This is a genomic window from Vibrio sp. M260121, assembly GCF_036533715.1.
Lineage (GTDB): Bacteria > Pseudomonadota > Gammaproteobacteria > Enterobacterales > Vibrionaceae > Vibrio.
This window is the reverse complement of sequence record NZ_JATABF010000018.1, coordinates 66,239-93,004: the sequence shown is the minus strand read 5'-3', so window position 1 is coordinate 93,004 and position 26,766 is coordinate 66,239. Positions and strand designations below refer to the sequence as shown.

General features: G+C 46.0%; 23 protein-coding genes and 1 tRNA gene. 9 read left to right on the top strand and 15 right to left on the bottom strand.

Translation table 11 applies throughout. The features are described 5' to 3' along the window. The first annotated feature begins 16 nt into the window (after positions 1 to 16). Positions 17 to 101 (top strand) — tRNA-Tyr (locus tag QTO06_RS12090). Between the two features lie 410 nt (positions 102 to 511). On the opposite strand, the gene QTO06_RS12085 is transcribed toward QTO06_RS12090, so the two are convergent. Continuing rightward, positions 512 to 1,387, bottom strand: a complete 876-nt coding sequence (locus QTO06_RS12085; protein ID WP_331408246.1) for a Tim44 domain-containing protein — start codon at positions 1,385 to 1,387, stop codon at positions 512 to 514. Positions 1,388 to 1,643: 256 nt separating this feature from the next. Here QTO06_RS12085 and QTO06_RS12080 point away from each other — a divergent pair, with 256 nt between their 5' ends. The 3 genes from QTO06_RS12080 (at position 1,644) to QTO06_RS12070 (ending at position 5,190) form a co-directional block, all read left to right on the top strand. Continuing rightward, the gene (locus tag QTO06_RS12080; protein WP_005437561.1) at positions 1,644 to 2,234 is read left to right on the top strand and encodes a TetR/AcrR family transcriptional regulator; all 591 of its coding nucleotides are present in this window, start codon (positions 1,644 to 1,646) and stop codon (positions 2,232 to 2,234) included. Positions 2,235 to 2,247: 13 nt separating this feature from the next. Further along, positions 2,248 to 4,122, top strand: coding sequence for an MFS transporter (locus tag QTO06_RS12075; RefSeq protein ID WP_331408244.1), 1,875 nt, complete (start codon positions 2,248 to 2,250; stop codon positions 4,120 to 4,122). A 162-nt stretch (positions 4,123 to 4,284) separates the two neighbouring features. Next, the gene (locus QTO06_RS12070; RefSeq protein ID WP_331408250.1) at positions 4,285 to 5,190 is read left to right on the top strand and encodes a YeiH family protein; all 906 of its coding nucleotides are present in this window, start codon (positions 4,285 to 4,287) and stop codon (positions 5,188 to 5,190) included. Here the strand turns inward: QTO06_RS12070 and QTO06_RS12065 are convergent. Next, positions 5,176 to 5,376 (bottom strand): hypothetical protein, encoded by a 201-nt coding sequence (locus QTO06_RS12065; protein WP_045414947.1) that lies wholly within the window; start codon positions 5,374 to 5,376, stop codon positions 5,176 to 5,178. The genes QTO06_RS12070 and QTO06_RS12065 overlap by 15 nt on opposite strands. A gap of 96 nt (positions 5,377 to 5,472) precedes the next feature. Next, on the bottom strand, positions 5,473 to 6,354 hold the full coding sequence (locus QTO06_RS12060) for a LysR substrate-binding domain-containing protein (RefSeq protein WP_331408242.1): 882 nt from the start codon (positions 6,352 to 6,354) through the stop codon (positions 5,473 to 5,475). Positions 6,355 to 6,510: 156 nt separating this feature from the next. Here QTO06_RS12060 and nagE point away from each other — a divergent pair, with 156 nt between their 5' ends. Continuing rightward, a complete protein-coding gene (gene nagE, locus QTO06_RS12055; protein ID WP_009707160.1) occupies positions 6,511 to 7,965 on the top strand; it encodes an N-acetylglucosamine-specific PTS transporter subunit IIBC in 1,455 nt (484 codons plus the stop codon). Between the two features lie 50 nt (positions 7,966 to 8,015). Here nagE and menE read toward each other — a convergent pair whose 3' ends face one another. The 6 genes from menE to QTO06_RS12025 all read right to left on the bottom strand — a co-directional run bounded on the left by menE (position 8,016) and on the right by QTO06_RS12025 (position 15,250). Then, positions 8,016 to 9,449, bottom strand: coding sequence for an o-succinylbenzoate--CoA ligase (gene menE / locus QTO06_RS12050; protein WP_331408241.1), 1,434 nt, complete (start codon positions 9,447 to 9,449; stop codon positions 8,016 to 8,018). Next, positions 9,434 to 10,423: an o-succinylbenzoate synthase gene (gene menC, locus QTO06_RS12045; protein ID WP_071235631.1), complete on the bottom strand. Its 990-nt coding sequence runs from the start codon at positions 10,421 to 10,423 to the stop codon at positions 9,434 to 9,436. The genes menE and menC overlap by 16 nt, the downstream gene beginning before the upstream one ends. Before the next feature lie 130 nt (positions 10,424 to 10,553). After that, a complete protein-coding gene (gene menB / locus QTO06_RS12040) occupies positions 10,554 to 11,420 on the bottom strand; it encodes a 1,4-dihydroxy-2-naphthoyl-CoA synthase (RefSeq protein ID WP_009707163.1) in 867 nt (288 codons plus the stop codon). A 26-nt stretch (positions 11,421 to 11,446) separates the two neighbouring features. Next, positions 11,447 to 12,241: a 2-succinyl-6-hydroxy-2,4-cyclohexadiene-1-carboxylate synthase gene (menH, locus tag QTO06_RS12035; RefSeq protein WP_331408236.1), complete on the bottom strand. Its 795-nt coding sequence runs from the start codon at positions 12,239 to 12,241 to the stop codon at positions 11,447 to 11,449. Further along, on the bottom strand, positions 12,228 to 13,946 hold the full coding sequence (menD, locus tag QTO06_RS12030) for a 2-succinyl-5-enolpyruvyl-6-hydroxy-3-cyclohexene-1-carboxylic-acid synthase (protein WP_331408234.1): 1,719 nt from the start codon (positions 13,944 to 13,946) through the stop codon (positions 12,228 to 12,230). Before menD ends, menH begins: the two co-directional genes overlap by 14 nt. After that, positions 13,943 to 15,250: an isochorismate synthase gene (locus tag QTO06_RS12025; RefSeq protein WP_331408233.1), complete on the bottom strand. Its 1,308-nt coding sequence runs from the start codon at positions 15,248 to 15,250 to the stop codon at positions 13,943 to 13,945. Before QTO06_RS12025 ends, menD begins: the two co-directional genes overlap by 4 nt. A gap of 217 nt (positions 15,251 to 15,467) precedes the next feature. Between QTO06_RS12025 and QTO06_RS12020 the strand changes: the two genes are divergently transcribed. The 3 genes from QTO06_RS12020 to QTO06_RS12010 all read left to right on the top strand — a co-directional run bounded on the left by QTO06_RS12020 (position 15,468) and on the right by QTO06_RS12010 (position 18,688). Continuing rightward, complete coding sequence (locus tag QTO06_RS12020) at positions 15,468 to 16,682, top strand: pyridoxal phosphate-dependent aminotransferase (protein WP_331408231.1); 1,215 nt, start codon at positions 15,468 to 15,470, stop codon at positions 16,680 to 16,682. Between the two features lie 83 nt (positions 16,683 to 16,765). Further along, positions 16,766 to 17,350, top strand: a complete 585-nt coding sequence (gene yfbR / locus QTO06_RS12015; RefSeq protein WP_009707166.1) for a 5'-deoxynucleotidase — start codon at positions 16,766 to 16,768, stop codon at positions 17,348 to 17,350. A 3-nt stretch (positions 17,351 to 17,353) separates the two neighbouring features. Continuing rightward, positions 17,354 to 18,688, top strand: coding sequence for an anti-phage deoxyguanosine triphosphatase (locus tag QTO06_RS12010; RefSeq protein ID WP_171371688.1), 1,335 nt, complete (start codon positions 17,354 to 17,356; stop codon positions 18,686 to 18,688). 20 nt (positions 18,689 to 18,708) lie between these two features. On the opposite strand, the gene QTO06_RS12005 is transcribed toward QTO06_RS12010, so the two are convergent. Then, positions 18,709 to 19,326 (bottom strand): tRNA-uridine aminocarboxypropyltransferase, encoded by a 618-nt coding sequence (locus QTO06_RS12005; RefSeq protein WP_331408229.1) that lies wholly within the window; start codon positions 19,324 to 19,326, stop codon positions 18,709 to 18,711. Between the two features lie 3 nt (positions 19,327 to 19,329). On the opposite strand from QTO06_RS12005, the gene rrtA reads away from it, so the two are divergent. Next, the gene (rrtA, locus tag QTO06_RS12000) at positions 19,330 to 19,881 is read left to right on the top strand and encodes a rhombosortase (protein WP_331408228.1); all 552 of its coding nucleotides are present in this window, start codon (positions 19,330 to 19,332) and stop codon (positions 19,879 to 19,881) included. Between the two features lie 145 nt (positions 19,882 to 20,026). Here rrtA and QTO06_RS11995 read toward each other — a convergent pair whose 3' ends face one another. The 5 genes from QTO06_RS11995 to clpX form a co-directional block, all read right to left on the bottom strand. Further along, positions 20,027 to 20,314, bottom strand: coding sequence for a ComEA family DNA-binding protein (locus QTO06_RS11995; protein ID WP_005425566.1), 288 nt, complete (start codon positions 20,312 to 20,314; stop codon positions 20,027 to 20,029). A 145-nt stretch (positions 20,315 to 20,459) separates the two neighbouring features. Continuing rightward, the gene (gene ppiD, locus QTO06_RS11990) at positions 20,460 to 22,319 is read right to left on the bottom strand and encodes a peptidylprolyl isomerase (RefSeq protein ID WP_331408226.1); all 1,860 of its coding nucleotides are present in this window, start codon (positions 22,317 to 22,319) and stop codon (positions 20,460 to 20,462) included. Between the two features lie 214 nt (positions 22,320 to 22,533). Then, complete coding sequence (locus QTO06_RS11985; RefSeq protein ID WP_005430934.1) at positions 22,534 to 22,806, bottom strand: HU family DNA-binding protein; 273 nt, start codon at positions 22,804 to 22,806, stop codon at positions 22,534 to 22,536. 191 nt (positions 22,807 to 22,997) lie between these two features. Beyond that, the gene (gene lon, locus QTO06_RS11980) at positions 22,998 to 25,349 is read right to left on the bottom strand and encodes an endopeptidase La (RefSeq protein WP_331408224.1); all 2,352 of its coding nucleotides are present in this window, start codon (positions 25,347 to 25,349) and stop codon (positions 22,998 to 23,000) included. 130 nt (positions 25,350 to 25,479) lie between these two features. Continuing rightward, complete coding sequence (clpX, locus tag QTO06_RS11975; RefSeq protein ID WP_005430932.1) at positions 25,480 to 26,760, bottom strand: ATP-dependent protease ATP-binding subunit ClpX; 1,281 nt, start codon at positions 26,758 to 26,760, stop codon at positions 25,480 to 25,482. Positions 26,761 to 26,766: the final 6 nt, after the last annotated feature.

Sequence of the window (26,766 nt, the reverse complement as noted above, 5' to 3'; positions counted from 1 at the left end):
AAGTATAAAACACCCTGGAGGGGTTCCCGAGTGGCCAAAGGGAGCAGACTGTAAATCTGCCGGCACTGCCTTCGATGGTTCGAATCCGTCCCCCTCCACCATATTGAACAAGCCAGCTCATTGAGCTGGCTTTTTTTCGTTCGATAACTACCGTTTTTCAATGACTTACCCAACTATCTGGATAAATCTAGCCTCACTCACAGCGCGATTTTTAGTGATCTTTCGTTAAGTAGTACGACACCTAGATACTTTTAACTAGCTCTGCTTGAGAGGGAATCAAAGTGTCAGTTGGTTTATTTTAGGTCAATGGAATCAAGCCATAGATCATCTCATTAGCTCTATCTTCACCATTCCCTATGTGTGACTCATCGTTTCCCTTGTAAGGGTCCTGTTTGCTCGACTTTAACCACTCGACATTATATCTATAGGTTTCGATTCTCTGATTTCCAAACATAAAAAATCCCGCTCGAAAGCGGGATTTTACTAAGACTAAATTGAACGCTGTTGGTGATTAACCTTGAATACCAACAATCAACCAAGGTGCATTTGGTACTGTTAGGTCACGCTCTAGGTGCCAGATATCTTCTATATCTTCTTCAATACCTTCCTCTGCATCACGGTAACGACCGCTAAATTGCAGGCTAAGCTGTGCTTTGCTTGCATCGTAGTCAGCACGAACGATTTCCGCATCTACGTACATCACATCAGTGTGTTGCTCGCCATCTAGCTTCGCACGCTCTGCTTTCAAGTCTTCAAATAGGCTTGGAGAAACGTACTCTTCAATCGTATGAAGTTGGTTGTGGTTCCAAGCACCTTGCAGGATTCGGTAGTGCTCACGAGAGCCATTAATGAATGCTACTTGGTCAAAACCCGGTGGGTAGTTATGCGGGATGTCAGTTTGTGCACCGAAACCGCCAAAACCACCTGCGTTTGTGTTGTTAGGCTGCTGTTCAAAGTTCTGCATGTTTGGTTGCTCGAACTTAGAAGCGTTACCACCAAATGCTGGCTGCTGACGATGCTGATTCATACTGCCCTGCTTAGCACCAAGCATGCCGCGCATCAGCTTGAAGATAACAAACGCAATCAAACCAATGATCAGGATATCCATAAACTGGATACCTTCGAACGCACCACCAAAGAATGCTGCCAATAGACCACCAGCAAGAAGACCACCAAGTAAGCCGCCCATCAAGCCTTTCTTGCTTGAAGATTTAGCACCTTGTTCTTTACCAATGGTGTTTGTGTTTTGTTGCTGCTGTTTAGGAGCAGGAGCCGTTTTATAGCTCTTACCGAAAGACTTACCACCACCAAACTTCTTCGCTTCCGCGATAGGCGTTACAGCAACGGTAAACATCAGTAGGGCGACAATCGAAAATAAACGTTTCATCGTTATCCTTAAAATTGACGATAAGTACTTAATCATGCTGCCAGATAACAAGATGAACAAGCATCCAATATCAGTAGCACGCTAAATATGAGATGTGACCATCATACTCCGTCAGATTCAACAATGAAACATTCCACAATAGAAGACATGTATCAGAATATTGCCAAGCAATAGGTTTATGACTTGTTTGCGTTATTGACGGTCAATCGGTAGCTGACTATCATATTGAACGTTGTTCAATAAGTAGTTTTAAATTATGGCGCGCAGAAACGATCACACCAGAGAAGAGTTGGTCAACTTGACTCTTTCCACAGTCAAAGACTTTTTAGACGAAAACTCTTACCACGACCTTAGCCTTCGCAAGATCGCTAACATGATAGGTTACGTGCCAAGTACTCTCGTGAATATCTTTGGTAACTACAACCTACTGCTTTTACATGCCGTTGCACAGACATTGGATGAGTTGCAACAAGAAGCCGTAGCCGCGACGAAAAACAGTAAGGATGCTCATCAATCACTTTTTGAACTGGCATACTGCTACCACGACTTCGCGCAAAAACACCCATACCGCTGGCAACTTGTGTTCGAGCACAACATGAATGGTGCCGAGCTACCAGAGTGGCACGCAAAACGCATCGACGGTATGACTGGCATGCTAGAATCCTTACTTGCTCAAATCGCACCGCATCGTACTGAATCTGAAGTACTGCAAGCGAGTCGCGTATTGTGGTCAGGTGTACATGGAATCACGCTTCTTAGCGTTGATGATAAGTTTTTCTCTAGTGAACCAATTGATGGTAAAGAGCTTATTGATAACCTGATTTCAAACTATCTGATCAGCTGGTAATAAAGGATTATTCATGTCATCAGACAGCCAGTCGTCTTTGCTTAGGCAGCGAAAGTTCCTCCCCTATTTTGTCACCCAGTTTTTCGGAGCTTTCAACGACAACATATTCAAAAATGTACTGCTGCTGTTTGTGGCCTTTGCAGGATCTAGCGCATTACCGATCTCTAGTAACCTGTTTATTAACTTGGCTGCTGGTTTATTTATTCTGCCTTTCTTCTTGTTCTCGGCGTCTGCGGGAGTATTGGCTGATAAATACGAGAAGTCTTGGTTTATTCGTAAGGTAAAGCTTTTCGAAATCGGCATCATGCTTCTGGGGGCGATTGGCTTTATCACCGAAAGCTACGGCGTGCTGCTCTTGCTGCTTTTCTTGATGGGAACGCAATCCGCATTCTTTGGTCCCGTCAAATACGCTTTGCTCCCTCAACAACTCAGTGAGAAAGAGTTGGTTCCTGGCAACGCATTGGTCGAAGCCGGTACTTTTATTGCAATTCTGGTCGGTACGCTTGGCGCGGGGCTTATTGCTTCGGCCGACAATGCGAAATATCTTGCTGCCTTCTGCGTCGTTATCTTTGCTGTTCTTGGCTATTTTTCGAGTCGTTTTATTCCATTTGCATCAGCAAGCGCACCGGACATTCAATTCAAATGGCAACCGTACAAGCAAACCAAACACACACTTTCTATTGCCAAGTCTGACCGCATCGTTTTCCAATGCATCATGGCGATCAGTTGGTTCTGGTTCTTGGGTGCAGCTTACTTGACTCAGTTCCCTAACTTCACCAAGGTATATTTGAATGGCACCGAAAGCGCAGTTTCCTTTCTGTTAGCGCTCTTCTCTGTGGGGATTGCGGTTGGCTCAATGGCATGTAACTGGCTGTCCAATCATCGTATTGAAGTGGGTATCGTACCAATTGGTGCTTTAGGGATAACCATTTTCGGCTTCTTGATGGCGACATCGATTCCAACGGACTTACCTCGATTCCATACATTCGCAGAATTCGTCAGCTATGACGCTTTCTGGCCACTGTTCTTCTATTTATTGATGATTGGTATTTCGGGTGGTTTGTTTATCGTTCCTCTTTACGCCTTAATGCAACACAGGGCGAAAGAAACAGAACGTGCACAAGTAATTGCTGGCTTGAACATCTTTAACTCTCTGTTCATGGTAGGCAGTGCTGTATTAGGCATTGTATGTTTAAGTGTGCTTGAGATGAGCATTCCTCAACTGTTCGCTCTTTTGGCTATCCTGAACTTCTTGGTTGCTGCGTACATCTTCCTGCAGATCCCTATCTTTGTGGTGCGCTTTGCGATGTGGGTGGTCACTCACACCATTTACCGTGTCAAACATAAGAACCTACACCACCTTCCAGAACACGGTGGTGCGTTGATCGTCTGCAACCATGTTAGCTATATGGACTCACTACTGTTAAGTGCGGTCTGCCCTCGCCTGATTCGATTTGTGATGGAAGAAGACTATGCGAACCTTCCTCCTTTGCGACGATTTCTTCGCCGAGCAGGCGTGATCCCCATCTCGGCTAGCAATCGAACATCGATTCGCCGCGCATTTAATGATGTTGAAAAAGCACTGAGTGAAGGCCATATCGTGTGCATCTTCCCAGAAGGGCGTTTAACGTCAGATGGTGAAATGAACGAGTTTATGCGTGGTATCGACATCATACTTCGTCGCAGCCCTGTTCCAGTGATTCCAATCGCCCTAAAAGGCTTGTGGGGCAGCTATTTCAGCCGTGCAAAAGGTCGCGCGTGCAAAGGGCTACCAACGCGTTTCTGGTCTAAGTTAGAAATCGAAGCAGGCTCGCCTGTTGATCCAAAACAAGCCAGTGCACAAGCCATGTTTGAAAAGGTGCAAGCGCTTCGCGGCGACTGGCGCTAGATTCACCACAAGATAATTTCAGAATGTTGAACATGTGTTTAGTTTTACTGAACGCATGTTCAATTCATTAAGACTTTCTGACCAAAAGCGTTACTGTATACTCCACGCTTTAACTCATAACAACGAACGACACCCTTGAATACAAAGAATATCCCCTTTGGATTGGCACTGCTGTTTTGTTTAACCCCTTTTGTGTCCTCTCCTATCGCGCTTGTGATCGGTTTTCTTTTGGCGAGTTTTAGCCTAGTACCGACAGAGCTTCCTATTGCTTCATTTACCAAGAAGCTGCTTTCTTATTCCATTATTGGTTTGGGCTTTGGGATTCACTTTGACCAAGCACTCGCGGTCACTTCTGACGGCATTGGTCTGATCATCACAACCATCCTTGGCACGCTTGTGATCGGCATGATGATCGCCAAAGCAATAAAACTCGAACGCACAACGGCGTATTTGATTGCTTCTGGTACCGCCATTTGTGGTGGTAGCGCGATTGCTGCGGTCGCTCCAGCGATTAAAGCAAAGGACGAACAAATCGGTCTTGCACTTGCAACGGTTTTCGTTCTGAACTCACTGGCGCTATTCATCTTCCCTGTTATTGGTCACGCTATTGGCTTGGATCAGCATACGTTCGGAACGTGGGCTGCGATTGCAATTCACGATACCTCTTCCGTTGTGGGTGCAGCATCTGCTTACGGTGAAGAAGCATTGACTACCGCAACAACATTGAAGCTTGCTCGCGCATTGTGGATCATTCCTGTCGCGCTAGTGAGTGCTGTGATTTTTTCTCGCGGTAACGGAGAGGAAGGCAAGAGTAAGTTAGTGATTCCTTACTTCATTTTCTGGTACTGCGCTGCGATTGCATTCAGCGACTTCTTCCCGCAATTTGAAGTGGTGTATCAAGGTATCTTTGCTATTGCTAAGCAAGCGCTTGTGGTGTGTCTGTTCTTGATTGGTTGCAGCATTTCAGTATCGAAGCTGAAGTCGGCAGGCGCTAAACCATTGTTGTTTGGTGTCATATTGTGGGTACTGATTTCTACTACGTCTTTAGGCTGGTTACTTCTCAACTAAACCTTGATTGATTTTCTGAGGCTGGGTTGGCTCAACTTTTCGTGTGCTTTGGCTTTTGTGTACCAACACTAATGCGATCGCGACCAGAAAAGCAGTTAACTCAGCCAATGAGCGCGTTAACCCCTGCGTACTCATCGCCACGCCAATTTGTAGCAACACCGCTGCCGCTAACACTAACTTGATCATCCTGAACCTTATGCTTTATTCCTTAATCTTTGAGCATGATTATGATTCAGAGTTATAAGGATGCGAAATTCCCTTTTCGACTAATACATTGCGAAATCAACTAAGTTGGCTTTCTACCCACGAGATAAAAGTCTTCACTTTAGGTCTATGCTCGTAGCCTGACGGACAAATCAAATCGTATCCTAACTGGGTATCCATCACCGGGTAAGGACTAACCAGCTCGCCTTTGTCTAAGAGATCTTTGACGAATCGATATCGCCCCATCGCAACACCAACGCTATTTCTTGCCGCTAGCACTGCCATATCACGATGGCTCACACAGTAAAAATGCTGAAAAACATCCACGTCCAGTCCCATATAAGCAATCCAGCGCTGCCAAACATCAGAACCAAGTGCGTGAACAAAGTTGATGCGATTGAGAGACTCAGTGCCGTCTTCTAAGATATTCAGTTCCTTCATGTACTGAGGTGTACAGACCGGAATGTATTTTTCGCCAAATAACCGCTGACGATACACATCAACCATATGATCAGTATCGTAAAAGATCGCCACATCAATCTGATTGGTCACCAAATCGAGTTGGTTTTCTTGGGCGAAAAGGTTGAGGTTAAAACCCGGAAAATGGCGCTGGAAATCCGCAATACGAGGCATCAACCACCCATTCAAAAACCCAGGTGACGCAGCAATGTTGAGCTCACCCACCAAGTCCGTCGACTTGATCTCTTCAATCTCGTTAAAAATGGTACTGAGTGACGTAGATAACGTTTTTTGAAATCGATGCCCTTCTGATGTCAGTTCAAGCTTTCGAGTGCCTCGAACAAACAGAGAGAAACCCAATTCCTGTTCTAGCACTTTAATGCGATGGCTCACGGCACCTTGAGTCAAGTGCAGCTCTTTTGCCGCCTGCGTAAAGCTGAGATGCTTAGCTGCGATGCTAAAGGTATGAAGGTTTCGAAGCAGTAACTGTTGATTTGCCATGATCGACCATGCATTAAAAATATTAATTCATGATAGTAGTGAATTCGTTTGTTTGCGTCGATAATTAAGTTTCAAATAGCCCTTAGAAACTTAATAAAAACACCACTTTCAAACATAGAACATGTTTTAGGTGGTATTAAAATTATAGGGGCAAATATGAATATTCTCGGCTACATGCAAAAAGTCGGTAAGGCATTAATGGTACCCGTAGCAACCCTACCTGCTGCGGCAATCTTGATGGGGATCGGCTACTGGATAGATCCGGTCGGCTGGGGTTCTGAAAGTGTCTTAGCGGCATTTCTCATTAAATCAGGCGGCGCAATCATCGACAACATGGCAGTACTGTTCGCCGTTGGTGTCGCATTTGGACTGAGCAAAGACAAAAACGGCTCAGCAGCACTGTCTGGCTTCATCTGCTTTATGGTACTAACGACACTACTGGCGCCGGGAGCCGTCACACAATTAATGGATGTCGCAGCAGATGAAGTGCCGGATGCATTCAATAAGATAAACAACCAGTTCATCGGTATCTTGGTGGGTATTATCTCGGCTGAAATCTACAACCGTTATTCCGGAGTCGAGCTACCAAAAGCGCTGGCGTTCTTCAGTGGTAAACGCCTAGTACCTATTCTCACTTCTATCGCAGGCATGGCGCTGGCTTTTGTTCTGCTTTACGTATGGCCTGTGATTTACGATGCATTAATTATTTTCGGAACCAAACTTGAATCCATGGGTGCGGTTGGCGCGGGTTTATTTGGTTTCTTTAACCGTCTCATGCTAACTATCGGCATGCACCACGCGCTTTACCCTGTCTTCTGGTTTGATGTGGTTGGCATCAACGACATTCCAAACTTCTTAGGCGGCGCACAATCTATTGCTAACGGTACAGCTGTAGTCGGTCAAACGGGTATGTACCAAGCAGGCTTCTTCCCAATCATGATGTTTGGTCTACCTGGCGCTGCTCTTGCGATTTATCACTGTGCTGATAAGCAAAACAAAACCAAAGTATTTTCTATCATGCTAGCTGCAGCGATGGCTTCCTTTTTCACTGGTATTACAGAGCCTCTAGAGTTCAGCTTTATGTTCCTAGCGCCAGTGCTGTACCTGATTCACGCGGTGCTGACAGGTATCTCAATGTACATTGCAGCAAGCATGCAGTGGATGGCGGGCTTTGGTTTCTCGGCAGGTTTTGTTGACTTCGTGCTATCAAGCCAAAACCCACTGGCAACCAAATGGTACATGCTGATCCCACAAGGCTTAGTCTTCTTTGCGATTTACTACAGCGTATTCCGCTTCGCGATCATCAAGTTCAACTTGCGTACGCCGGGTCGTGGTGAGGACATGGAAAAAGAAGTCACTGAGAATATTGGCGAGCTAGCAAAAGATTACATCGCAGCAATTGGCGGTGCAGACAACATCCTAGAAGTGGACAACTGTATTACTCGACTTCGTTTGACCGTAAAAGATTCATCCCTAGCTGACGAAGCTAAGCTTAAGCAATTGGGTGCTGCTGGCGTAGTCATGATTGGTAAAGGCGGCTTACAAGTGATTATCGGTCTAGGAAAAGTAGATAAAGTAGCTGAGCAGATGAAACTCGCGCTCGCTAACTAAAGAATTGTGGTGACTCACCATCACCACATCCCCCTGAAGTGCAATAACGCTTAGTCACCGTTTTGCACTTCATTTTTTAACCAGTCTTTCACCGCTTTACGCGAGATTTTGATTCCCCCACCCAACAGGGTTTGAGGCATTGCGTAATACGCTACTGGCCATTTGAATTTTTCTAGCTTAGTTTGCAGATGTTGCTCGTATTGAGCTTTGTCCAATAACAACTCTGTTTGAATCACAGCCACTGGTCGGTGTCCAAACTCAACATCCTCTACTGGCACAACAATGCTTTGTGAAATACTCTCAATTTGGTTCAGTACCGCTTCAATTTCTTCACAGTGAACATTCTCACCGCCGGAGATAAATTGATTATCTGCTCGACCAATGATCTTGAGTTCATCGCCTTGCCACTCTCCGAGATCCTTACTGTCGAACCAACCATTCTCATTCAGAAGTGAGATAACTGAGCCTTGCTTGAAATAGCCTGCTGCTAGCGTTTTCCCGCCGATATAAATACGCTCTTCCACCAGCTTAATATCGCGGTTTTGTAATAGGTGACCTGCGTTACTGATGCTATCAATTTGCTTTGCAGTTACGGTAGAGGCCGCTTCTGTCATGCCATAACCTAGCCAAGTTTCAATGCCTTGCTGCGTTGCTCGCAGTGCCAACTCATGAGCAACATGACTACCGCCCAGTAAGACATGCGTGAGGGACAATTCGACTTGTTCATCCAGTAAACGCTTAAGCTGGGTCGCAACTAAAGAAGCGTGAGAGACGCCAAGAATATCATCAGCAAGATTTCCGTTCCCTACTTTGAGTGTTGCGCCTGCAAACAACCAACGGTAGACAATCGCCAAGCCTGACACGTGGTAAAGCGGCAATGAAAGCAGCCAAGTATCTTGATGGTTGAATTGGAATTCGCTTAACAGACCTTGAGCAGAAGCCAGGTGCTGACGATGAGTATGCACCACGGCTTTAGGGGTGCCTGTCGAGCCAGAAGTAAACACAATAGACGCTAAAGCATCATTTGCGTAGCCTTCGTTTGAACTGCCAACGTCACTTTGCGATTCGCTATCCAGAGTCGAAAGTTGGATGATAGATAGTTGCGATAACTGCTGTTCAGAGTAGCTAGCGGCAACACCATCAGCAAACCACACAAAACGTTGTTGGGTTGGCTTGTATAGCGTCGTTAACTTACCTGAGAGAGCCTCAAATGGCTGCGGCATGGTCAACGCAGCAATTGCGCCTATCTGCTGCGCAGCAAGATAAAACCACAGGGTTTCAACTTGGTTCTTACCGACTAGCGTCAACACGTCTCCACTCGCGATACCCTGCTGTTGAAGGTAGCGAGAATACAAGTCAACACGAGCAGTCAATTGCTGCCAGTTAATTTGCTCTTTGATTGTCTCAAGCGCAATAGAAAAAGGGCTCACTTGAGCCCAATATTTCCATGGTGCAATCGCAATAGTATCTATGCTGAATGCCACACTAACTCCTGCTCTGAAAGCGGAATAACTGGAAGTTCACACTTCGGCCAACCTTGCTCTAGCTGCGCTTTGAACAAACCAATCGTATCCAGACCTGGGATCTCATTAGGTAATTGCCATTGCGCTAAGCGAGCAAGCTGGTTTAGGCCAAGACTTGATTCAATGCTTGAACTGATCACCGCTTTGATACCCAACGTCTTCGCCTTTTCAATCAGCTTAATACAGAAATCAACTGAGCCGATCAGCGTTGGCTTGATGATGATGGTTTTTACGCCAGTCAGATCTTCTAAGCTGAAGTCTTCACGGCGAACCGCATCTTGCAGTGTTTCATCCCACGCGATTGCAATACCCGTATTGATAGCGAAAGACAGGCTATCACCCGGAGAGCGGCATGGCTCTTCCAAGAAGGTAATACGCTGGCGCAGTGATGGTGCAATGTACTTAGCAAACTGCTGCGCTTTTTCTGGTGTCCAAGCACGGTTAGCATCAAGGCGAAGTGTCAGCTGTGGAATCGACTCAAGGAACAAGTTTACTAACATGCCGTCGCGAATAGGTTCGTATAAACCCACTTTTACTTTCGCGACTTTTTCGCCTTCCATTTCGTTCAGCTTAGGGATCAAGTCATCTGGGTCGCCGTTACACAGCGGCGCGACTTGGTACTTACCCTGCGCAGGTAAACCGCCTTCAAGCTCCAGCTGAGCCATAGACAGACCAAATGCAACCGATGGATACATGTGGTTGTAATCTAAAGGCAAGTTTGCCACCCAGCGCTCTGCTTGCGCTTGCAGCTGAATGCCCGCTTCCTCAGTGCCTTCTAGACTGAAGCCAACCAAAGGAGCAACTTCACCGCGACCAACCTTGTCACCATCCGTTAATTCAAGGATATAACCTTTACGTTCCGTCAGCTTGTTATCACGTAGTATTACGCCACTGTCCATTGGTAGACAGTAACGGTAAATCTTCGCTTTACGCATAATTCGAATCCTATGTAATGCCGTATATTCTGAGCTTTTTAACAAGAGAACTCGCTAGTCTCCCAGAGGGCGAGACGCTCAGGACGAAAAACGAAACAGAGGAGCACATAGGCTCCTCTTCTTATACGGATTATGGGTTACGAGGGAACTTGTCGAAGTCTGGGCGACGTTTCTCGTTGAATGCGTTACGACCTTCTTGGCCTTCATCTGTCATGTAGAACATCATAGTCGCGTTACCCGCCAGTTCTTGCAGACCCGCTTGGCCATCACAGTCCGCGTTCAATGCAGCCTTCAAGCAACGCAGTGCCATTGGGCTGTGTTGCAGAACTTCACGACACCAACGAACGGTTTCTTTCTCTAGATCCGCTAGTGGTACAACTGTGTTTACTAGGCCCATGTCTACTGCTTCTTGAGCATTGTAGAAACGACATAGGAACCAGATTTCGCGAGCTTTCTTTTGGCCTACGATACGAGCCATATAAGATGCGCCCCAACCGCCGTCAAATGAACCCACTTTAGGGCCTGTTTGACCAAATTGAGCGTTGTCAGCTGCAATCGTTAGGTCACACATCATGTGCAGTACATGACCACCGCCCACAGCCCAACCTGCTACAGATGCGATCACTGGTTTTGGACAAGTGCGAATATCACGTTGGAAGTCCAATACGTTTAGGTGGTGCGTACCTTGGTCGTCTTTGTAGCCGCCGTAGTCGCCGCGGATCTTCTGGTCACCGCCAGAACAGAATGCGTCTTCACCTAGACCTGTCAGAATGATCACGCCAACACCAGAGTCGTAGCGTGCATCTGCCAACGCATCAATCATCTCTTTTACCGTTTGAGGACGAAACGCGTTACGCACTTGAGGACGTGCAATAGTGATTTTCGCGATACCATCTACAGACTTGTGGTAATGAATGTCCTCGTATTTCTCGCTGCAATCTTTCCATTGAACCGGAGCGTAAAGTTCTTCTTCAGAAATGCCTACTGTTTTAGCCATGGTGATTCCCATTGTTCTCGTTGCTCTCACTCAAAGTGAGAATGAATTATTTGATTAACTTGCCTCGCAAATCGCTGTGGTTGCTCTTGGTGGACGTTATGTCCAGCACCTTCGATTTGTCGATACGCCAACCCGCTTGTCTCAGCCAGTTGGCTAAATTTTTTGTCTTTTTCGCCGCAGATATAATGCAGTGGAACCGCTTGCTGTTGCAGAGCTGGGAGCAAATAAGATTGCTTCGCTAATGACGTTGCAATCAGCATATCCGCGACCGCGGAACCAAGATTAGCACTTCGTTTCGCAATCAATGTTTGTCTTTGCTCATGGTTTAGTGAAGAAAAGACCAACTGTTGGTACCAATCGTTCAAAACACAGGCAAGAGGCTCAGTTTTGAAACGCTTTGCCCAGCGCGAATCGTTTTCGAATCGAGCCTGTCTGTCTGACTCACTTTGAAGCCCGAAGTTTCCTCCTTCCACAATGCTTCCACCAATATTGAGATCTTGAAAACATTGGTGAGCAAGGCCGTGCATAGCAATGCGTCCACCCATTGAGTAACCAATCAGGATAAGCGGTTGTTGCGAAGGAAATAATAAAGATAGTGCGGAATTGAGTAATTTGCAGCAATCATTCAGATCGCTGCAAGAAATAGATTGGCTGTGCCCATGACCAGGGAGGTCAACCGTAACACGTTCATACTCGGGTAACGCGTTGATACACGCTTGCCAATCTTCACCGCTACCAAGCAAGCCATGCAAAAACACCAGAGTAGGCAAAGTACTACTTTGGTGCTTTTCCGTTGCTGGGAAGCGTTTAGAATAGAGCATGCAAATTCTTATTGAAGGATTTTAAATGCTCGACAGCTTGGTTCGATGGCGCTTGAACTTCAACCACTAACGCCCCTTCGCCGCTAGCAAAATGCTCAGAGACTATAGATTGATACTCAACAAGCGTGTTCGGTTTGCGATACTGTAAACCAAACTGTTTCGCTGCATGTTCAAACTCATAACCATGAGGCATTTGATAGAACGACTCGCGATGCTCTTGCGGAACAGGCAGTAAGTCAAAAATCGCACCGCCATCGTTGTTAGTAATCACCAAGACCGAAGGTAGTTCACTGTGTGTAAACAGTGCCAACGAGTTCAAGCCATATAACGCAGAAGTATCGCCAATAAACATCAACATCGGATTATTCCGCGCGCGTTGTACACCACTTGCAGTGGCAAACAGGCCATCAATGCCAGACGCACCACGGTTAGTGAAAACCTCTGTGTTATCAAGCTTGCCGAACATGTCGATCAATCGGACAAACAGACTGTTGCCAACAAACAGATCCACACCTTGTGCGCGCTCAGCCACATCAATCGCTAACGCAATCTCGCTCAGCTCACTCTTAGGGTCAGAAGCAAACAAGCCTTTCGCGTGTTGCGTGACGTGTTTGATGTCCGCGGCAAGTTCATTTGCCCAACCAGCGTGTTCTGATGAAAACTCCGTCGTACGTTCAACCCATGAGCTTGGCTGCTCTGCCCAGTGCCATTGTGGTAAGTGACTTTGGTTATCTCGCTCTAATCGAGGCGATACGTACCAATATTGAATGTCACCACCTTGCTGATTGCGCGCTACGTGTTTTTCTAACCAGTGATTAAAACGTTTAGAAATGATTCGACTGCCGAACTGCACGATTAAGTCACAGCCATCCAGTTGGCTCGCCCATTTCGGATTCTGCAACCATAAATCAAAATGCGCCCAATCCGAGCTCACACCACTTTGTGGATCGGCAAGTACAGGCCAGCCCATTTGCTCTGCAAACGCTTGTGCAGCTTGCGCTTGAACCAGTGGCAAACTACCAATGACCACCACACCTTTGTTATCCCCACAGCTTGGAATTGCACTGCTAGTTTTCGGGTTAAAGCGCTGGCAATACGTCACCTTGCTATCTCGCCAGCCAGCAACGGTATCAAGGTAGTCCTGATAAGTGCTCTTTTCTGTATTGGAGTACAAAGGCTCTGGGAACGCACAGTTAATGTGAACCGCACTGCCTCTTAGGCGCTGAGTAAACATCACTTCATCAACAGAAGTAAGCAACCAATTCAACGGGGTTGATAGCGTAGGACTCGGCAGGTTAAGACTGTCAGAGACATGTCCTGAAAAAATACCCAACTGATTAATAGCTTGGTTTGCACCGCAACCCACCAGCTCAACCGGACGGTCTGCAGTTAGCACCACGAGCTTTTCACCCGTTAGCTTTGCTTCAGCAATAGCTGGCAAAAGGTTAGCGACAGCGGTACCAGAGGTCACGATCAGTGCAACCGGCTGTTTACTTGCTTTTGCAAGCCCAAGAGTCATAAAGCCTAAGCCACGCTCATCAAAGTGCGTGTGAATAGTAAAATTTGGGTTATCTGCCGCCTCTACCGTTAAAGGTGTAGAGCGAGAACCGGGTGCGATACAAACGTGGTTCACACCAAAGCGGTTCAATTCTGTCAGGATGGTTTCAGACCAGATGCGATTCAATACAGCTTGATCTGCCTTCATGATGCAACCCCAAGCGGTGGGTGGTCTGAAATAAGAGATAGTAACGTCGACATTTTTTTATCTAACTCGGCCCATTCATGTTCTGCAATGGAGCCTGGAACAATACCCGCGCCAGCAAACAATTGGACTTGATCGCCCAAGATCAAAGCACTTCTGATTGCGACACAAAACTCTGCACGCTCATGGCTAATGTAACCCATAGAGCCTGCATACCAGCCGCGTGCAAACGGCTCATTATCCAAAATAAATTGCATCGACTCTTTACGCGGCAAACCCGCAACGGCGGCAGTTGGCTGTAAAGCTGAAAGCAATTGAACACCGTTGATACCTGCTTTCAGATCCGCATGAATATTACGCTTAAGGTGTTGGACTTTTCTCAGGCGAACGAGTCGAGGCTCTTTTTCTACTTCAACGCTCTCTGAATGTGGCGACAAGCGATCAACAATGTCATCCACCACATACTGGTTTTCGTTCAGGTTCTTTGAATCTTGAGATAACCAGTTCGCTAGCTCCATATCTTGCGTTGCATTGTCACCACGACCAATCGTGCCAGCCAACGCTTCAGTGTGGAGTTCATGCCCAACACGCGAATACAGGCGCTCAGGGGTAGACCCCATAAAACTGTGTTTGCTGTCTAAGCTCAGTAGGAAATGGAAACTGTGGTGGTTATTTAGGTAACTCGCTTTCAGAAGTTGCGCAGCAGAAAGTGTCGAATCTAAGCGAACGGTTGATTTGCGAGCTAAAACGACTTTTTTAAAATCGTCGTTCTCAATGCCTGTCAGTACTTTCTCTACCAAATCATTCCATTGAGGCTCTGTTGGCGCATGATCAATAGAACGAATATGAGAAGAAATTGGCGCAAGCATAGGCACGTCACATACCAGCTTTTTCAAGCCTGCTAATGTACGGGTTTTATCTTCTGAGATATTCACTGCAAGCGACCATTGCTGATCGAAGCGAATCAACTCGATTTGCGGTAGAAAGAAGAAAGACGGCATGCAGCGGCGATTTTTCTCGTGCTGACCATCGAATGAACGCCCACCCCATACGCGTTGACCTTCGCCAAGGATCGTATAGGCAGGTCCTGGCTCAACAAATGAATGGAGCTGAGCTAGGGCAACAACTTCTTCACGAGTATCACGGGACTGCCAGTAAAACTTGGGAAAAAGTGGTTGTGCTTCAAGCCAGTCAATAAACGCGAAATTGGGTTTCTCGCTGAGTGGCTCGACTAAACGTGTTTGATTGCCTTCCGTTTGCTGAACTCGCTCGATAATTCTCTTTACGGCTTGATGGAACTGTGACAAATCAACCTCGAAGTCTATGAGGATAAGGGATAACTGACGGCTACTCTAAGTTTAGACCCAAAGCAAATCAAGGTCGTATGCGATCTTTTGCAAAATCCTGTGATACCAACAGGACAAAAGTTAGCCACTAAACGGATAATTTACAGATTTTTATTCTAATAAAAAACAAATTATTGTACTTTAATAAAGAAATTAACGATTTTTTAGGAATTATACAATGCAAAATATCGGGATGTCGTCAAAACTCGACAATGTCTGCTACGACATTAGGGGTCCTGTACTCAAACATGCTAAGCGCATGGAGGAAGAAGGGCATAAAATCCTAAAGCTAAACATTGGTAACCCCGCCCCATTTGGTTTTGACGCCCCTGATGAGATTTTAGTAGATGTAATCCGCAATCTACCAACTTCTCAAGGCTACTGTGATTCCAAAGGCATCTACTCTGCGCGTAAAGCCGTTGTACAACATTATCAACGTAAAGGCATCCGCTCACTAGATGTTGAAGATGTATACGTAGGTAACGGCGTTTCAGAGCTAATCGTGATGGCAATGCAAGCGCTACTGAACAACGGCGATGAAATGCTGATCCCGGCACCAGACTACCCACTGTGGACAGCATCTGTTGCTCTGTCTGGTGGTAAACCTGTGCATTACATCTGTGATGAAGGCGCAGACTGGTATCCTGATCTAGAAGACATCAAAAAGAAAATCACCCCAAAAACGCGTGGTATTGTTCTGATCAACCCGAACAACCCAACGGGTGCTGTATACAGTCGTGATTTTCTACTAGAAGTTATCGAGATTGCCCGCCAACACAACCTGATCATCTTTGCTGACGAGATCTACGACAAAGTGCTTTACGACGGAGCAACACACACCTCAGTCGCGACACTAACAGAAGATGTGCTAGTGATGACCTTCAACGGTTTATCAAAAGCATACCGTGTTTGTGGCTTCCGTGGCGGCTGGATGTTCCTAACCGGCCCTAAACATCTGGCCCAAGGTTACATCAACGGTCTTGAACTGCTTTCGTCAATGCGTTTATGTGCCAACGTACCGATGCAACACGCGATTCAAACCGCATTGGGTGGCTACCAAAGTATTAATGAGCTGATCTTGCCGGGTGGTCGTTTGCTTGAACAACGTAACCGAGCTTACGAGCTGATCAACCAGATCCCTGGTGTTTCTTGTGTGAAGCCGAAAGGTGCTATGTACTTGTTCCCGAAAATCGACACCAAGATGTACAACATTAAGAATGACCAGCAGATGGTGCTGGATTTCTTGAAGCAAGAAAAAGTGCTGCTCGTACAGGGCTCAGGCTTTAACTGGCCGAAGCCCGATCACTTCCGTATCGTAACTCTACCCCACGTAGAAGATCTCGAAACCGCGATTGGTCGCTTTGAACGATTCTTGACGACCTACAGCCAGTAGTAATTACTGCTGATCTCTCATATGCTTAGAGGAGCTCCTAGTGAGCTCCTTTTTTTGTATCAGAATCAAAATTGGAGACAGCAATGAAAGAAAGTCATTTTTTCGCCCACTTGGCACGAATGAAGCTAATCCAACGCTGGCCCTTAATGCGCTCAGTATCACCAGAAAACGTTTCTGAACACAGCTTGCAAGTCGCGTTTGTTGCTCATGCCCTTGCCCTAATCAAAAACAAAAAGTTTGGCGGTACACTGAATCCCGAACGCATTGCTATTCTTGCGATGTACCATGACTCCAGTGAAGTATTAACGGGTGACCTTCCAACCCCAGTTAAGTATTACAACCCAGAAATTTCTAAAGAATATAAAAAGATAGAAGCAGCAGCCGAGCAAAAGCTACTATCCATGCTGCCAGAAGAATTCCAAGACGATTTTGCACCTTATCTGCTTTCACACTCGGCACATGAAGAAGATGCCTTGATCGTTAAGCAAGCCGACTCCATCTGTGCGTACTTAAAATGTCTCGAGGAACTGAGCGCAGGTAACCACGAGTTTGCCTTGGCTAAAAAGCGCCTAGACATCACACTGCAAGAACGCAAAACACCAGAAATGGAATACTTCCTTCATACCTTTGCCCCAAGTTTTGAATTATCGCTGGATGAAATCAGTTAGTTGATGGAGAGAAAAGTGTCGTTTGAATTAGATGCCTTGTGGCAAGAACGCCATGATGATGAACATAAAATCCGCCGTGACGATCATCGTAGTCCTTATCAGCGAGATCGCGCTCGTATACTGCATTCTGCGGCATTTCGTCGCCTACAAGCGAAGACTCAAGTCCACGGCAACAGCTTAGAAGATTTCCACCGTACCCGTTTGACCCACTCTCTTGAAGCGGCACAACTGGGCACGGGCATTGTCGCTCAGCTGAAAAAGAAACAACCGGAATTCCGAGATTTGCTGCCTTCAGACAGTTTGATTGATTCGCTTTGTTTGGCACACGATATCGGTCACCCACCCTATGGTCATGGTGGGGAAGTCGCGCTGAACTACATGATGCGTGAACATGGCGGCTTTGAAGGCAATGCCCAGACGTTTCGTATTGTCACCAAGCTAGAGCCATACACCGAACACTTTGGCATGAACTTGTCACGCCGCGCCTTACTCGGTTTGATTAAATACCCTGCTCTGCTAAGTCAAACAAGAGCGCTTTGCATGCCCGAACCTGTTGAGCATCAACGCAAACTGAAAGCCAAAGACTGGAGCCCGGCAAAAGGCTTGTATGACTGTGATAAAGACTTGTTTGATTGGGTCATTGCACCACTGACGGACAATGACAAAGCCCTGTTGAGTCAAATGCGCTGTCGTCCAGAATCAGACCTAGAACACTGTAAAACCCGCTTTAAATCGCTCGACTGCTCAATCATGGAACTTGCGGACGATATCGCTTACGGCGTGCATGATTTGGAAGATGCGATAGTGCTTGGCATGGTCACTCGCCAGCAATGGCAAGAAGGCGCAGCCAGTCAATTAGCGGATTGTGGTGACCCGTGGTTCGAGGAGCATATTGGTTCTATCGGACAAATGCTCTTTAGCGGCAAACATCACCAACGCAAAGATGCGATTGGTGGCATGGTGAATGCGCTGTTGACCAGTATTTCAATCAAAGTGGTGGATGAGCCGTTTAATAACCCGCTCTTAGCTTGGAATGCCTGTTTAGAGCCACACATGGCCAAAGCATTAGAAGTACTCAAACACTTCGTGAGCCAATATGTGATTCAAGTGCATCAAGTGCAGATCGTAGAGTACAAAGGCCAGCAGATCATCATGGATTTGTTTGAAGCCCTAAGTGCTGATCCTGAGCGTCTGCTGCCACCGCACACTCGCTCACTATGGCAAGAAGCAAGCTGCGAAAGCGCAAAGATGCGCGTGATTGCAGATTACATCTCAGCAATGACCGATGGCCACGCACAAAAGCTGCATCGACAGTTGTTCTCTTCAATTGTCCTATAGAGAAGTACTCTATCGATTCGTTACTCGTCTTTAAGATAGTTCTTTTCAAATACGCCCGGAGGCATCTGGGCGATTTGAAATTCGATCATCTTCTCAAACGCCGTTAGCAAAGGCGTGAAATCTTTCTCAGACTCCATCAAGCTCAGAGCATGAAAGCCTGCTTCCACTGTTGATAAGCTGTTGTTCGAAGGAGCCTTACGAATGGTGTAATGACCTTGCAGATCCTCTGGCAGTTTAACCGTTGGGATAGCATGCAAGTTGGTCGAAAGTTGCCACATCTTGTAAGCTTTCTTCCAAGTGCCATCGAGTAAAATCAAACGTATGTTCTTATCTGCCGTCTCACCAACCGTCGCCAACTCTGAAAGGCACAACGATTGTTCTGAAGGGTAAAGAATGAAATGCTGGTAAGCGCTGTCCTCGAGCAACGTATTCAACGCTTCATTGTTAGAAAAGTCTTCTCCAATCAGACAAGTACAATGATTTAGGCTCAAATTGAGAATCCGTGCCGTACCAAGAGGACGATGTTCTTCACTCGTATGCTGAAGGATGATAAGTTCAACCTCGTTTGCTAGCGGTACAATCCATTGGCAAATACAAGCTTTGCGCGACTTTCCACACTGAGAACAATAACGAGACATAGAGTGAACCTTTATACATTGCTGAGCATCATCAGCGTTATCTGTTTAATACTGCAATTCGAACCAATGGCAAGCCTAACCGAATGGCACGCTTACAATATACGCCATGGCGAATGGTGGCGAATCGTAACAGGAAATCTGACGCATACCAACTTTGCTCACCTAGGGATGAATTTAGCAGGGCTATGGGTAATTGGATTCATCTTTCGCCCTTCGGTGCGTAACTTCTCTATTGTCTTTCTTGTTCTATGTATCTTCGTCGGTGCAATGAACTTATTCACCAACATGTCGGTTTACGTTGGACTGTCTGGAGTGCTACACGGATTGTTTGGTTTCTGGGCTCTGGCAGAGGTTTTCGACGGCAGAAGAAGCAGTTTAGTACTGGTAGCCGGTTTAATTGCAAAAGTCGCTTGGGAGCAGTTCTACGGCCCTTCAACAAGCACAGCGGCGATGATTGGGGCTCGCGTGGCGGTGGATGCTCACCTGTTTGGTGCAATAGGTGGTTTGAGTATGGCTTGGTTAGAGAAACTGACCCATCGTCGTATCTTTGGCTAGAGATTAGAGAATTGAAAGCTAGTTCACCACTACTCTGTAAATAGCCCTAAAGAAGAGTAAAAAAATCCCGAACCAGTAAAGAGGCTTGGTTCGGGAAAGCAGTAATAGGAAACAAAAACTTTGCTTTTAATGGCAAGAACGTCGATTACAGCAGGATGCGGTCTTCGTTCTTCTTAACAGTCGCCTCACCGATGCCTTTCACCTTAGTAAGATCCGCAGCTGTTTTAAATGGACCGTGCTCGTTGCGATACTCAACAATATCTTGCGCTTTCTTCTCACCAATACCATTAAGTAGCGTCGCAATCTCTTCTGCAGTGGCAGAGTTAACGTTAACCGTAATCTCAATACCTTCATACTTATCTGCTTTAGTCTTTGTTTCCGCCCAGCTCATCGGCGCGAGTATCAATAAGCACAGCGTTAACATCCATTTCATTTGAGCAATCTCCCTTTAGTAGTTGTATCAGAACGAAAACTACTCTAGGCAAAGCGCTGTTTGTATTGAAGTTTCTTCAGATAAAAATAAAACGGGCCGCTAATGCGACCCGTTTTAGTTAACATGCAAATTACATCAGTAATGCTTAGTTGCTCACAACAAAGTATTCGATGTCAGTGTTTGCGCGCAGTACCGCGATTACTGAAGAAAGGTCTAGCTGAGAAGACGCACGTTGCATTTGTGTCGCCACTTGCTCTTCTAGAGCGCTGTCTAGCTCTGCGTGAACCGCGTCTAGCTCAACAACCACGATGTTACCTTCTAGGTCTTTAGATTGACCGTAAACAGGCTTACCATCGACTGGTTTCGCCATCGCAAATACTGTTGATGCTAGCGGAGAACGACGGTCTACAGACTCTTGCTCACCAAACGCTAGGTTGTTTTCAGCAAGAATGTCTTTGTTACCTTCTTTCAGAGCCGCAACGACTTTAGTACCTAGTTCGATTGCGCCTTGCTCACCTTTAACGCGAGATAGCTCAGCAACCACTTGGTCTTTCACTTCGTCTAGAGGAAGTACAGTCTCATCACGAGCATCTTCAACGCGAACAACGATGATGTGCTCTGGTGCAACTTCGATTGCTTCAGAGTTTAGGCCATCTTCTTTCACTTCAGGGCTTAGAATCGCTTGCATTACCGCTTGGTCCTTAAGCACTTCTGGAGCATCAGCTTGAGAGATGAAGTCTGTTGTCTTCACTTTTTGGCCAACAGCTTTAGATGCGTCATCTAGAGAATCAGGGAACTCAAACGCCACTTTTTCAAGTTCGTTTTGTAGTTCGTAGAATTGATCAACCGCTTTCTGGTCAATCATCTCTTGTTTGATTTCAGCCGCAACTTCTGAGTAAGGCTTAGCAACCGCACCTTTTAGCTCTTCAAGCTTGATGATGTGGTAACCGAAGTCAGACTTCACTAGACCAGTCATATCGCCTGGATTCTTAAGAGCAAATGCCGCTTCTTCAAATGCTGGGTCCATTACATCGCGCTCAATCCAACCTAGGTCGCCGCCGTTTTCTGCGCTACCAAAGTCGTCTGATTTTTCTTTCGCTACTGTTGCGAAGTCAGCGCCTGCGTTTAGCTCGTCAAGAATCGCTTGTGCTTTCGCTTCGTCATCACCCTCAACTAGGATGTGCGCTACGCGACGTTGCTCTTCTGTAGAGTACTTGTCTAGGTGCTCGTCGTAGTATTTCTTAACGTCTTCGTCAGAAACTTGAACTTGCTTCTTAAGCTCTTCAGCTGAAAGCTCAATGTAAGCAACTTTAACTTGCTCAGGACGAGTGAACATGTCTGGGTTTGCTTTGTAGTAGTCTTGAATTTCTTCATCAGTCAAATCTACTTTCTTTGCAAACTCATTCAAATCGATAGTGATTGTGCGAACGTCACGAGTTTGAGTGAACAGTTTACCTTCTGCCTGAACTTCGCCAGGTAGTGTGAATTCACTTGTTTGAAGTGCGTTCAGTAGTTGCTCACGAACCAATTCACGGCGCATGTACTCTGCAAATGAGTCTGGAGAGAAACCAGCACGACGCAGAGACGCTTGGTAAATGTCTTGATCAAATTGACCGTTAGATTGGAACTGAGGCATGTCTAGAATCATGCTACGTACTTGTGCATCGCTAATGCGTAAACCAAGCGCTTCTGCTTGTTGGTCAAGCAGCACGTCGTTGATCATGCGATCTAGAACAGATTTGCGGAAAGATTCAACGTATGCAGGGTCAGCCAGCATTTGAGAGAAGTAATCACCCAATTGAGCTTGCATGCGGTTGCGCTCATTTTGGTATGCCATCTCGAACTCACCACGAGCAATCTCGGTGTTACCTACTTTCGCTGCTGAGTTGTTGTTGCCACCAACGATGTAGCTACCTACACCTGCAAATACGAAAGATAGGATGATAAGTCCAAGGATAATTTTGACCGCGATGCTGTTCACGCCTTCGCGTAGTCGATCCATCATAATTTAACTGCTCTCCACAATTGAAGCCGACTGCTTCTAATAGAAAATGTAATGTCGCGATAATATCAGAAAAAGAAATGCGCATCAGTAGGATGCGCATAATTTAAAAAAGTTCGGCTCTTAGTTTGTAAATTTTTGTTCAAATTTGACTATTTGAGCAAAAGTTATGCAATGGCCGTCAGCAGAACTAGCTTTGTATCAGTGACACAAAGAATTAGTTACAAGCGTCTTTTAGAGCTTTACCAGCTTTGAAAGAAGGTACTTTAGCTTCTGCGATTTGGATTTCTTCACCAGTTTTTGGGTTACGACCTGTGCGTGCTGCACGAGTACGTACGCTGAACGTACCGAAGCCAACAAGAGCAACTTGGTCACCAGACTGAAGCGTACCACTTACTGCTTCGATGAATGCGTCTAGAGCGCGACCAGCTGATGCTTTAGAGATGTCTGCGTTTTCTGCGATTTGTTCTACTAGTTGAGTTTTATTCACTGTGATTTCCCCTTTGTGTCATCTGTGATTATTTTTGTGATGACGTTCGTTCCATAATTAAGAAAATATGCTCCACCCCTTATTCTTCAAGGGCTGGAAGCTATCGAACTTAACTTAGCGTCCAAAAAAAACGCTGACAAGCCTTTTTAGGCCTATCAGCGTAAAGTTTTACTTATTTTTGCTGCACATCACTATTTTTGAGACTCAAACTCAACGCCTGTCGGGTCTCGCTCTAGTGCAACTTTAAGAACTTCATCGATCCACTGTACTGGGATAACCTGCAGATCCGCGATAACATTTTCTGGAATCTCTTCCAAATCACGCTCGTTGTCCTTCGGAATCAGTACGGTTTTGATGCCACCACGGTGTGCCGCAAGTAACTTCTCTTTTAGACCACCGATAGGTAGAACTTCACCACGTAGTGTGATCTCACCTGTCATACCCACTTCTGCTTTTACAGGGTTACCCGTCAAGCTAGAAACCAGTGCTGTACACATTGCGATACCCGCACTTGGGCCATCTTTTGGTGTCGCACCTTCAGGTACGTGTACGTGGATATCACGTTTCTCGTAGAAGTCTGAGTTGATACCCAGTTTCTCGGCACGTGAACGAACAACCGTCATTGCTGCTTGGATCGACTCTTTCATTACGTCGCCAAGAGAGCCGGTTTGCGTTAGCTTACCTTTACCCGGCATCGCTTCCGTTTCGATCGTAAGAAGGTCACCGCCCACTTGTGTCCAAGCTAGGCCAGTTACTTGACCGATACGGTTGCTGTCATCCGCTTTACCGAAATCATGACGTTGAACACCTAAGTATTCTTTTAGGTTTTCCATCGTAACTGTGACTGACTTCAAGCTCGTATCCAGCAGGATGTTTTTCACTGCTTTGCGACAGATCTTAGAAATCTCACGCTCTAGGCTACGTACACCCGCTTCACGCGTGTAGTAACGAATAATGCCGATGATTGCAGAATCTTCGATGGTAATTTCGTTTGGTTTCAGACCATTACGTTTAACTTGTTTATCAACAAGGTGACGTTTTGCAATGTTTAGTTTCTCGTCTTCTGTGTAACCAGACAGACGAATCACTTCCATACGGTCTAGTAGAGGACCAGGGATATCCATCGAGTTAGACGTCGCAACGAACATAACGTCAGATAGATCGTAATCTACTTCTAGGTAATGGTCGTTAAACGCGTTGTTTTGTTCTGGGTCTAGGACTTCAAGCAGTGCTGAAGATGGATCGCCACGCATGTCTGAAGACATCTTGTCGATTTCATCCAGAAGGAACAGTGGGTTTTTAACGCCTACTTTCGACATCTTCTGAATAAGTTTACCTGGTAGCGAACCAATGTATGTACGACGGTGACCGCGGATTTCAGCTTCATCACGTACACCACCCAGTGCCATACGCGTGTACTTACGACCCGTTGCCGCTGCAATAGAGCGACCTAGCGACGTTTTACCCACACCAGGAGGACCAACAAGACAAAGGATTGGACCTTTCAGTTTGTTGATACGGTTTTGTACCGCCAAGTACTCAAGAATACGTTCTTTAACGCGCTCTAGGCCGTAGTGGTCTTCGTTCAGAATCTCTTCTGCTTTCGCAAGGTTCTTCTTCACTTTAGAACGCTTGTTCCAAGGCACGCTCACCATCCAATCGATGTAGCTGCGTACCACTGTCGCTTCTGCCGACATTGGAGACATCATCTTAAGCTTTTGCAGCTCTTGTTCCGTCTTTTCACGTGCATCCTGAGGCATTTTCGATTCTTCAATCTTTTGCTTCAGCGTTTCAAACTCGTCAGGCGCATCTTCCATCTCACCAAGTTCTTTCTGAATCGCTTTCATTTGCTCATTCAAGTAGTACTCACGCTGAGACTTTTCCATCTGCTTCTTAACGCGACCGCGGATGCGCTTTTCTACTTGAAGAAGATCGATTTCTGATTCCATCTGACCCATTAGGAATTCTAGACGTTCAGTTACATCAATAATTTCAAGTACTTGTTGTTTGTCCACCAGCTTAAGAGGCATGTGCGCAGCAATGGTATCTGCTAGACGCGCAGCTTCATCAATACCGCTTAGAGAAGTAAGTACTTCTGGCGGGATTTTTTTGTTTAGTTTGATGAAGCCTTCAAATTGGTTAATCGCACTGCGAACAATCACTTCTTGCTCACGCTCATCCAACTCAGGTGTTACTACAAATTCCGCTTCAGCAAGGAAGAATTCGCTTTCTTTAAAGTGGTTGATCTTCGCGCGTTGCTGACCTTCAACCAGCACTTTAACCGTGCCGTCAGGTAGCTTAAGAAGTTGGAGGATGGTTGCAACCGTACCTACTTCAAATAGGTCGTCAACCGTCGGCTCATCAGTGTCCGCTTGCTTTTGTGCCACAAGCAGAACTTGTTTGTTTGTTTCCATCGCTGTTTCTAGACAGCTAATCGATTTTTCACGACCAACAAACAATGGAATAACCATGTGTGGGTAGACCACTACGTCACGTAGAGGTAATACCGGGATCTCGATACGCTCGGAACGTTCCAAGTTCATATAATTCTCTCTTCCGCTTTCACGTTTAACGTATTACTTAAGGCAGTATATGGGGTCTAATTATTTGGATTCAATAAGAGAAATAAAAAAAGGAGGTAATTACTTACCTCCTTTCTATTCATGGCTGAATTTATTCTGCTCCTGCGGCCTGATTGTCGGCATTGCTGTAAATGAGCAATGGTTCTGATTCACCGTTAATCACTGATTCATCAATCACGACTTTACTTACGTCCGTCGCTGATGGCAGTTCATACATGGTTTCTAGCAGAACGCTTTCTAAGATTGAGCGTAGACCACGAGCACCCGTTTTACGCTCCATTGCTTTCTTAGCGATAGCACGTAACGCGTCTTCACGGAACTCAAGTTCAGCGTCTTCTAGTTCGAACAATGCTGCGTATTGCTTGGTCAGTGCGTTCTTCGGTTCACATAGGATCTGAATTAGCGCTTCTTCATCAAGCTCAGTCAGTGTTGTTGTTACTGGTAGACGACCGATAAACTCAGGGATCAGGCCGTATTTCACTAGATCTTCAGGTTCTACCTGAGTAAATAGTTCACCGACTGTTTTGGTTTCGTTCTTAGAGCGCACTTCTGCGCCAAAACCAATACCTGTGCCTGTCGCTACACGCTGTTCAATCACTTTATCTAGGCCAGCAAATGCACCACCACAGATGAACAAGATCTTAGACGTGTCCACTTGTAGGAATTCTTGCTGTGGATGCTTACGACCACCTTGTGGTGGAACCGATGCAACCGTACCTTCGATAAGTTTTAGTAGCGCCTGCTGAACACCTTCACCAGATACGTCACGCGTAATAGATGGGTTTTCAGCTTTACGAGAAATCTTGTCAATTTCGTCAATGTATACAATGCCGCGTTCAGCCTTCGCTACATCGTAATCACATTTTTGCAGAAGCTTCTGGATGATGTTTTCAACGTCTTCACCTACGTAACCAGCTTCGGTTAGTGTGGTAGCGTCGGCCATTGTAAATGGCACATCCAAGAATCGAGCTAGCGTCTCAGCAAGCAGAGTTTTACCACTACCCGTTGGACCAATTAGAAGGATGTTACTCTTACCAAGCTCCACACCTTCGCTCGTTGTATCACCATTGCGTAAACGCTTGTAGTGGTTATATACCGCAACTGCGAGCACTTTTTTCGCGTAATCTTGTCCGATCACATAGTCATCAAGGTGTTCACGGATCTGTTTTGGCGTTGGTAACGCTTCAGATTCTTTCTTAGGGAGAACATCCTTGATTTCTTCGCGAATGATATCGTTACATAAGTCGACACACTCGTCGCAAATGTAAACTGACGGACCTGCGATTAGCTTGCGAACTTCGTGCTGACTTTTGCCACAGAAAGAGCAGTACAGCAATTTGCCGCTGCCGCTTTCTTTGCTTTTATCTGTCATTCGCTA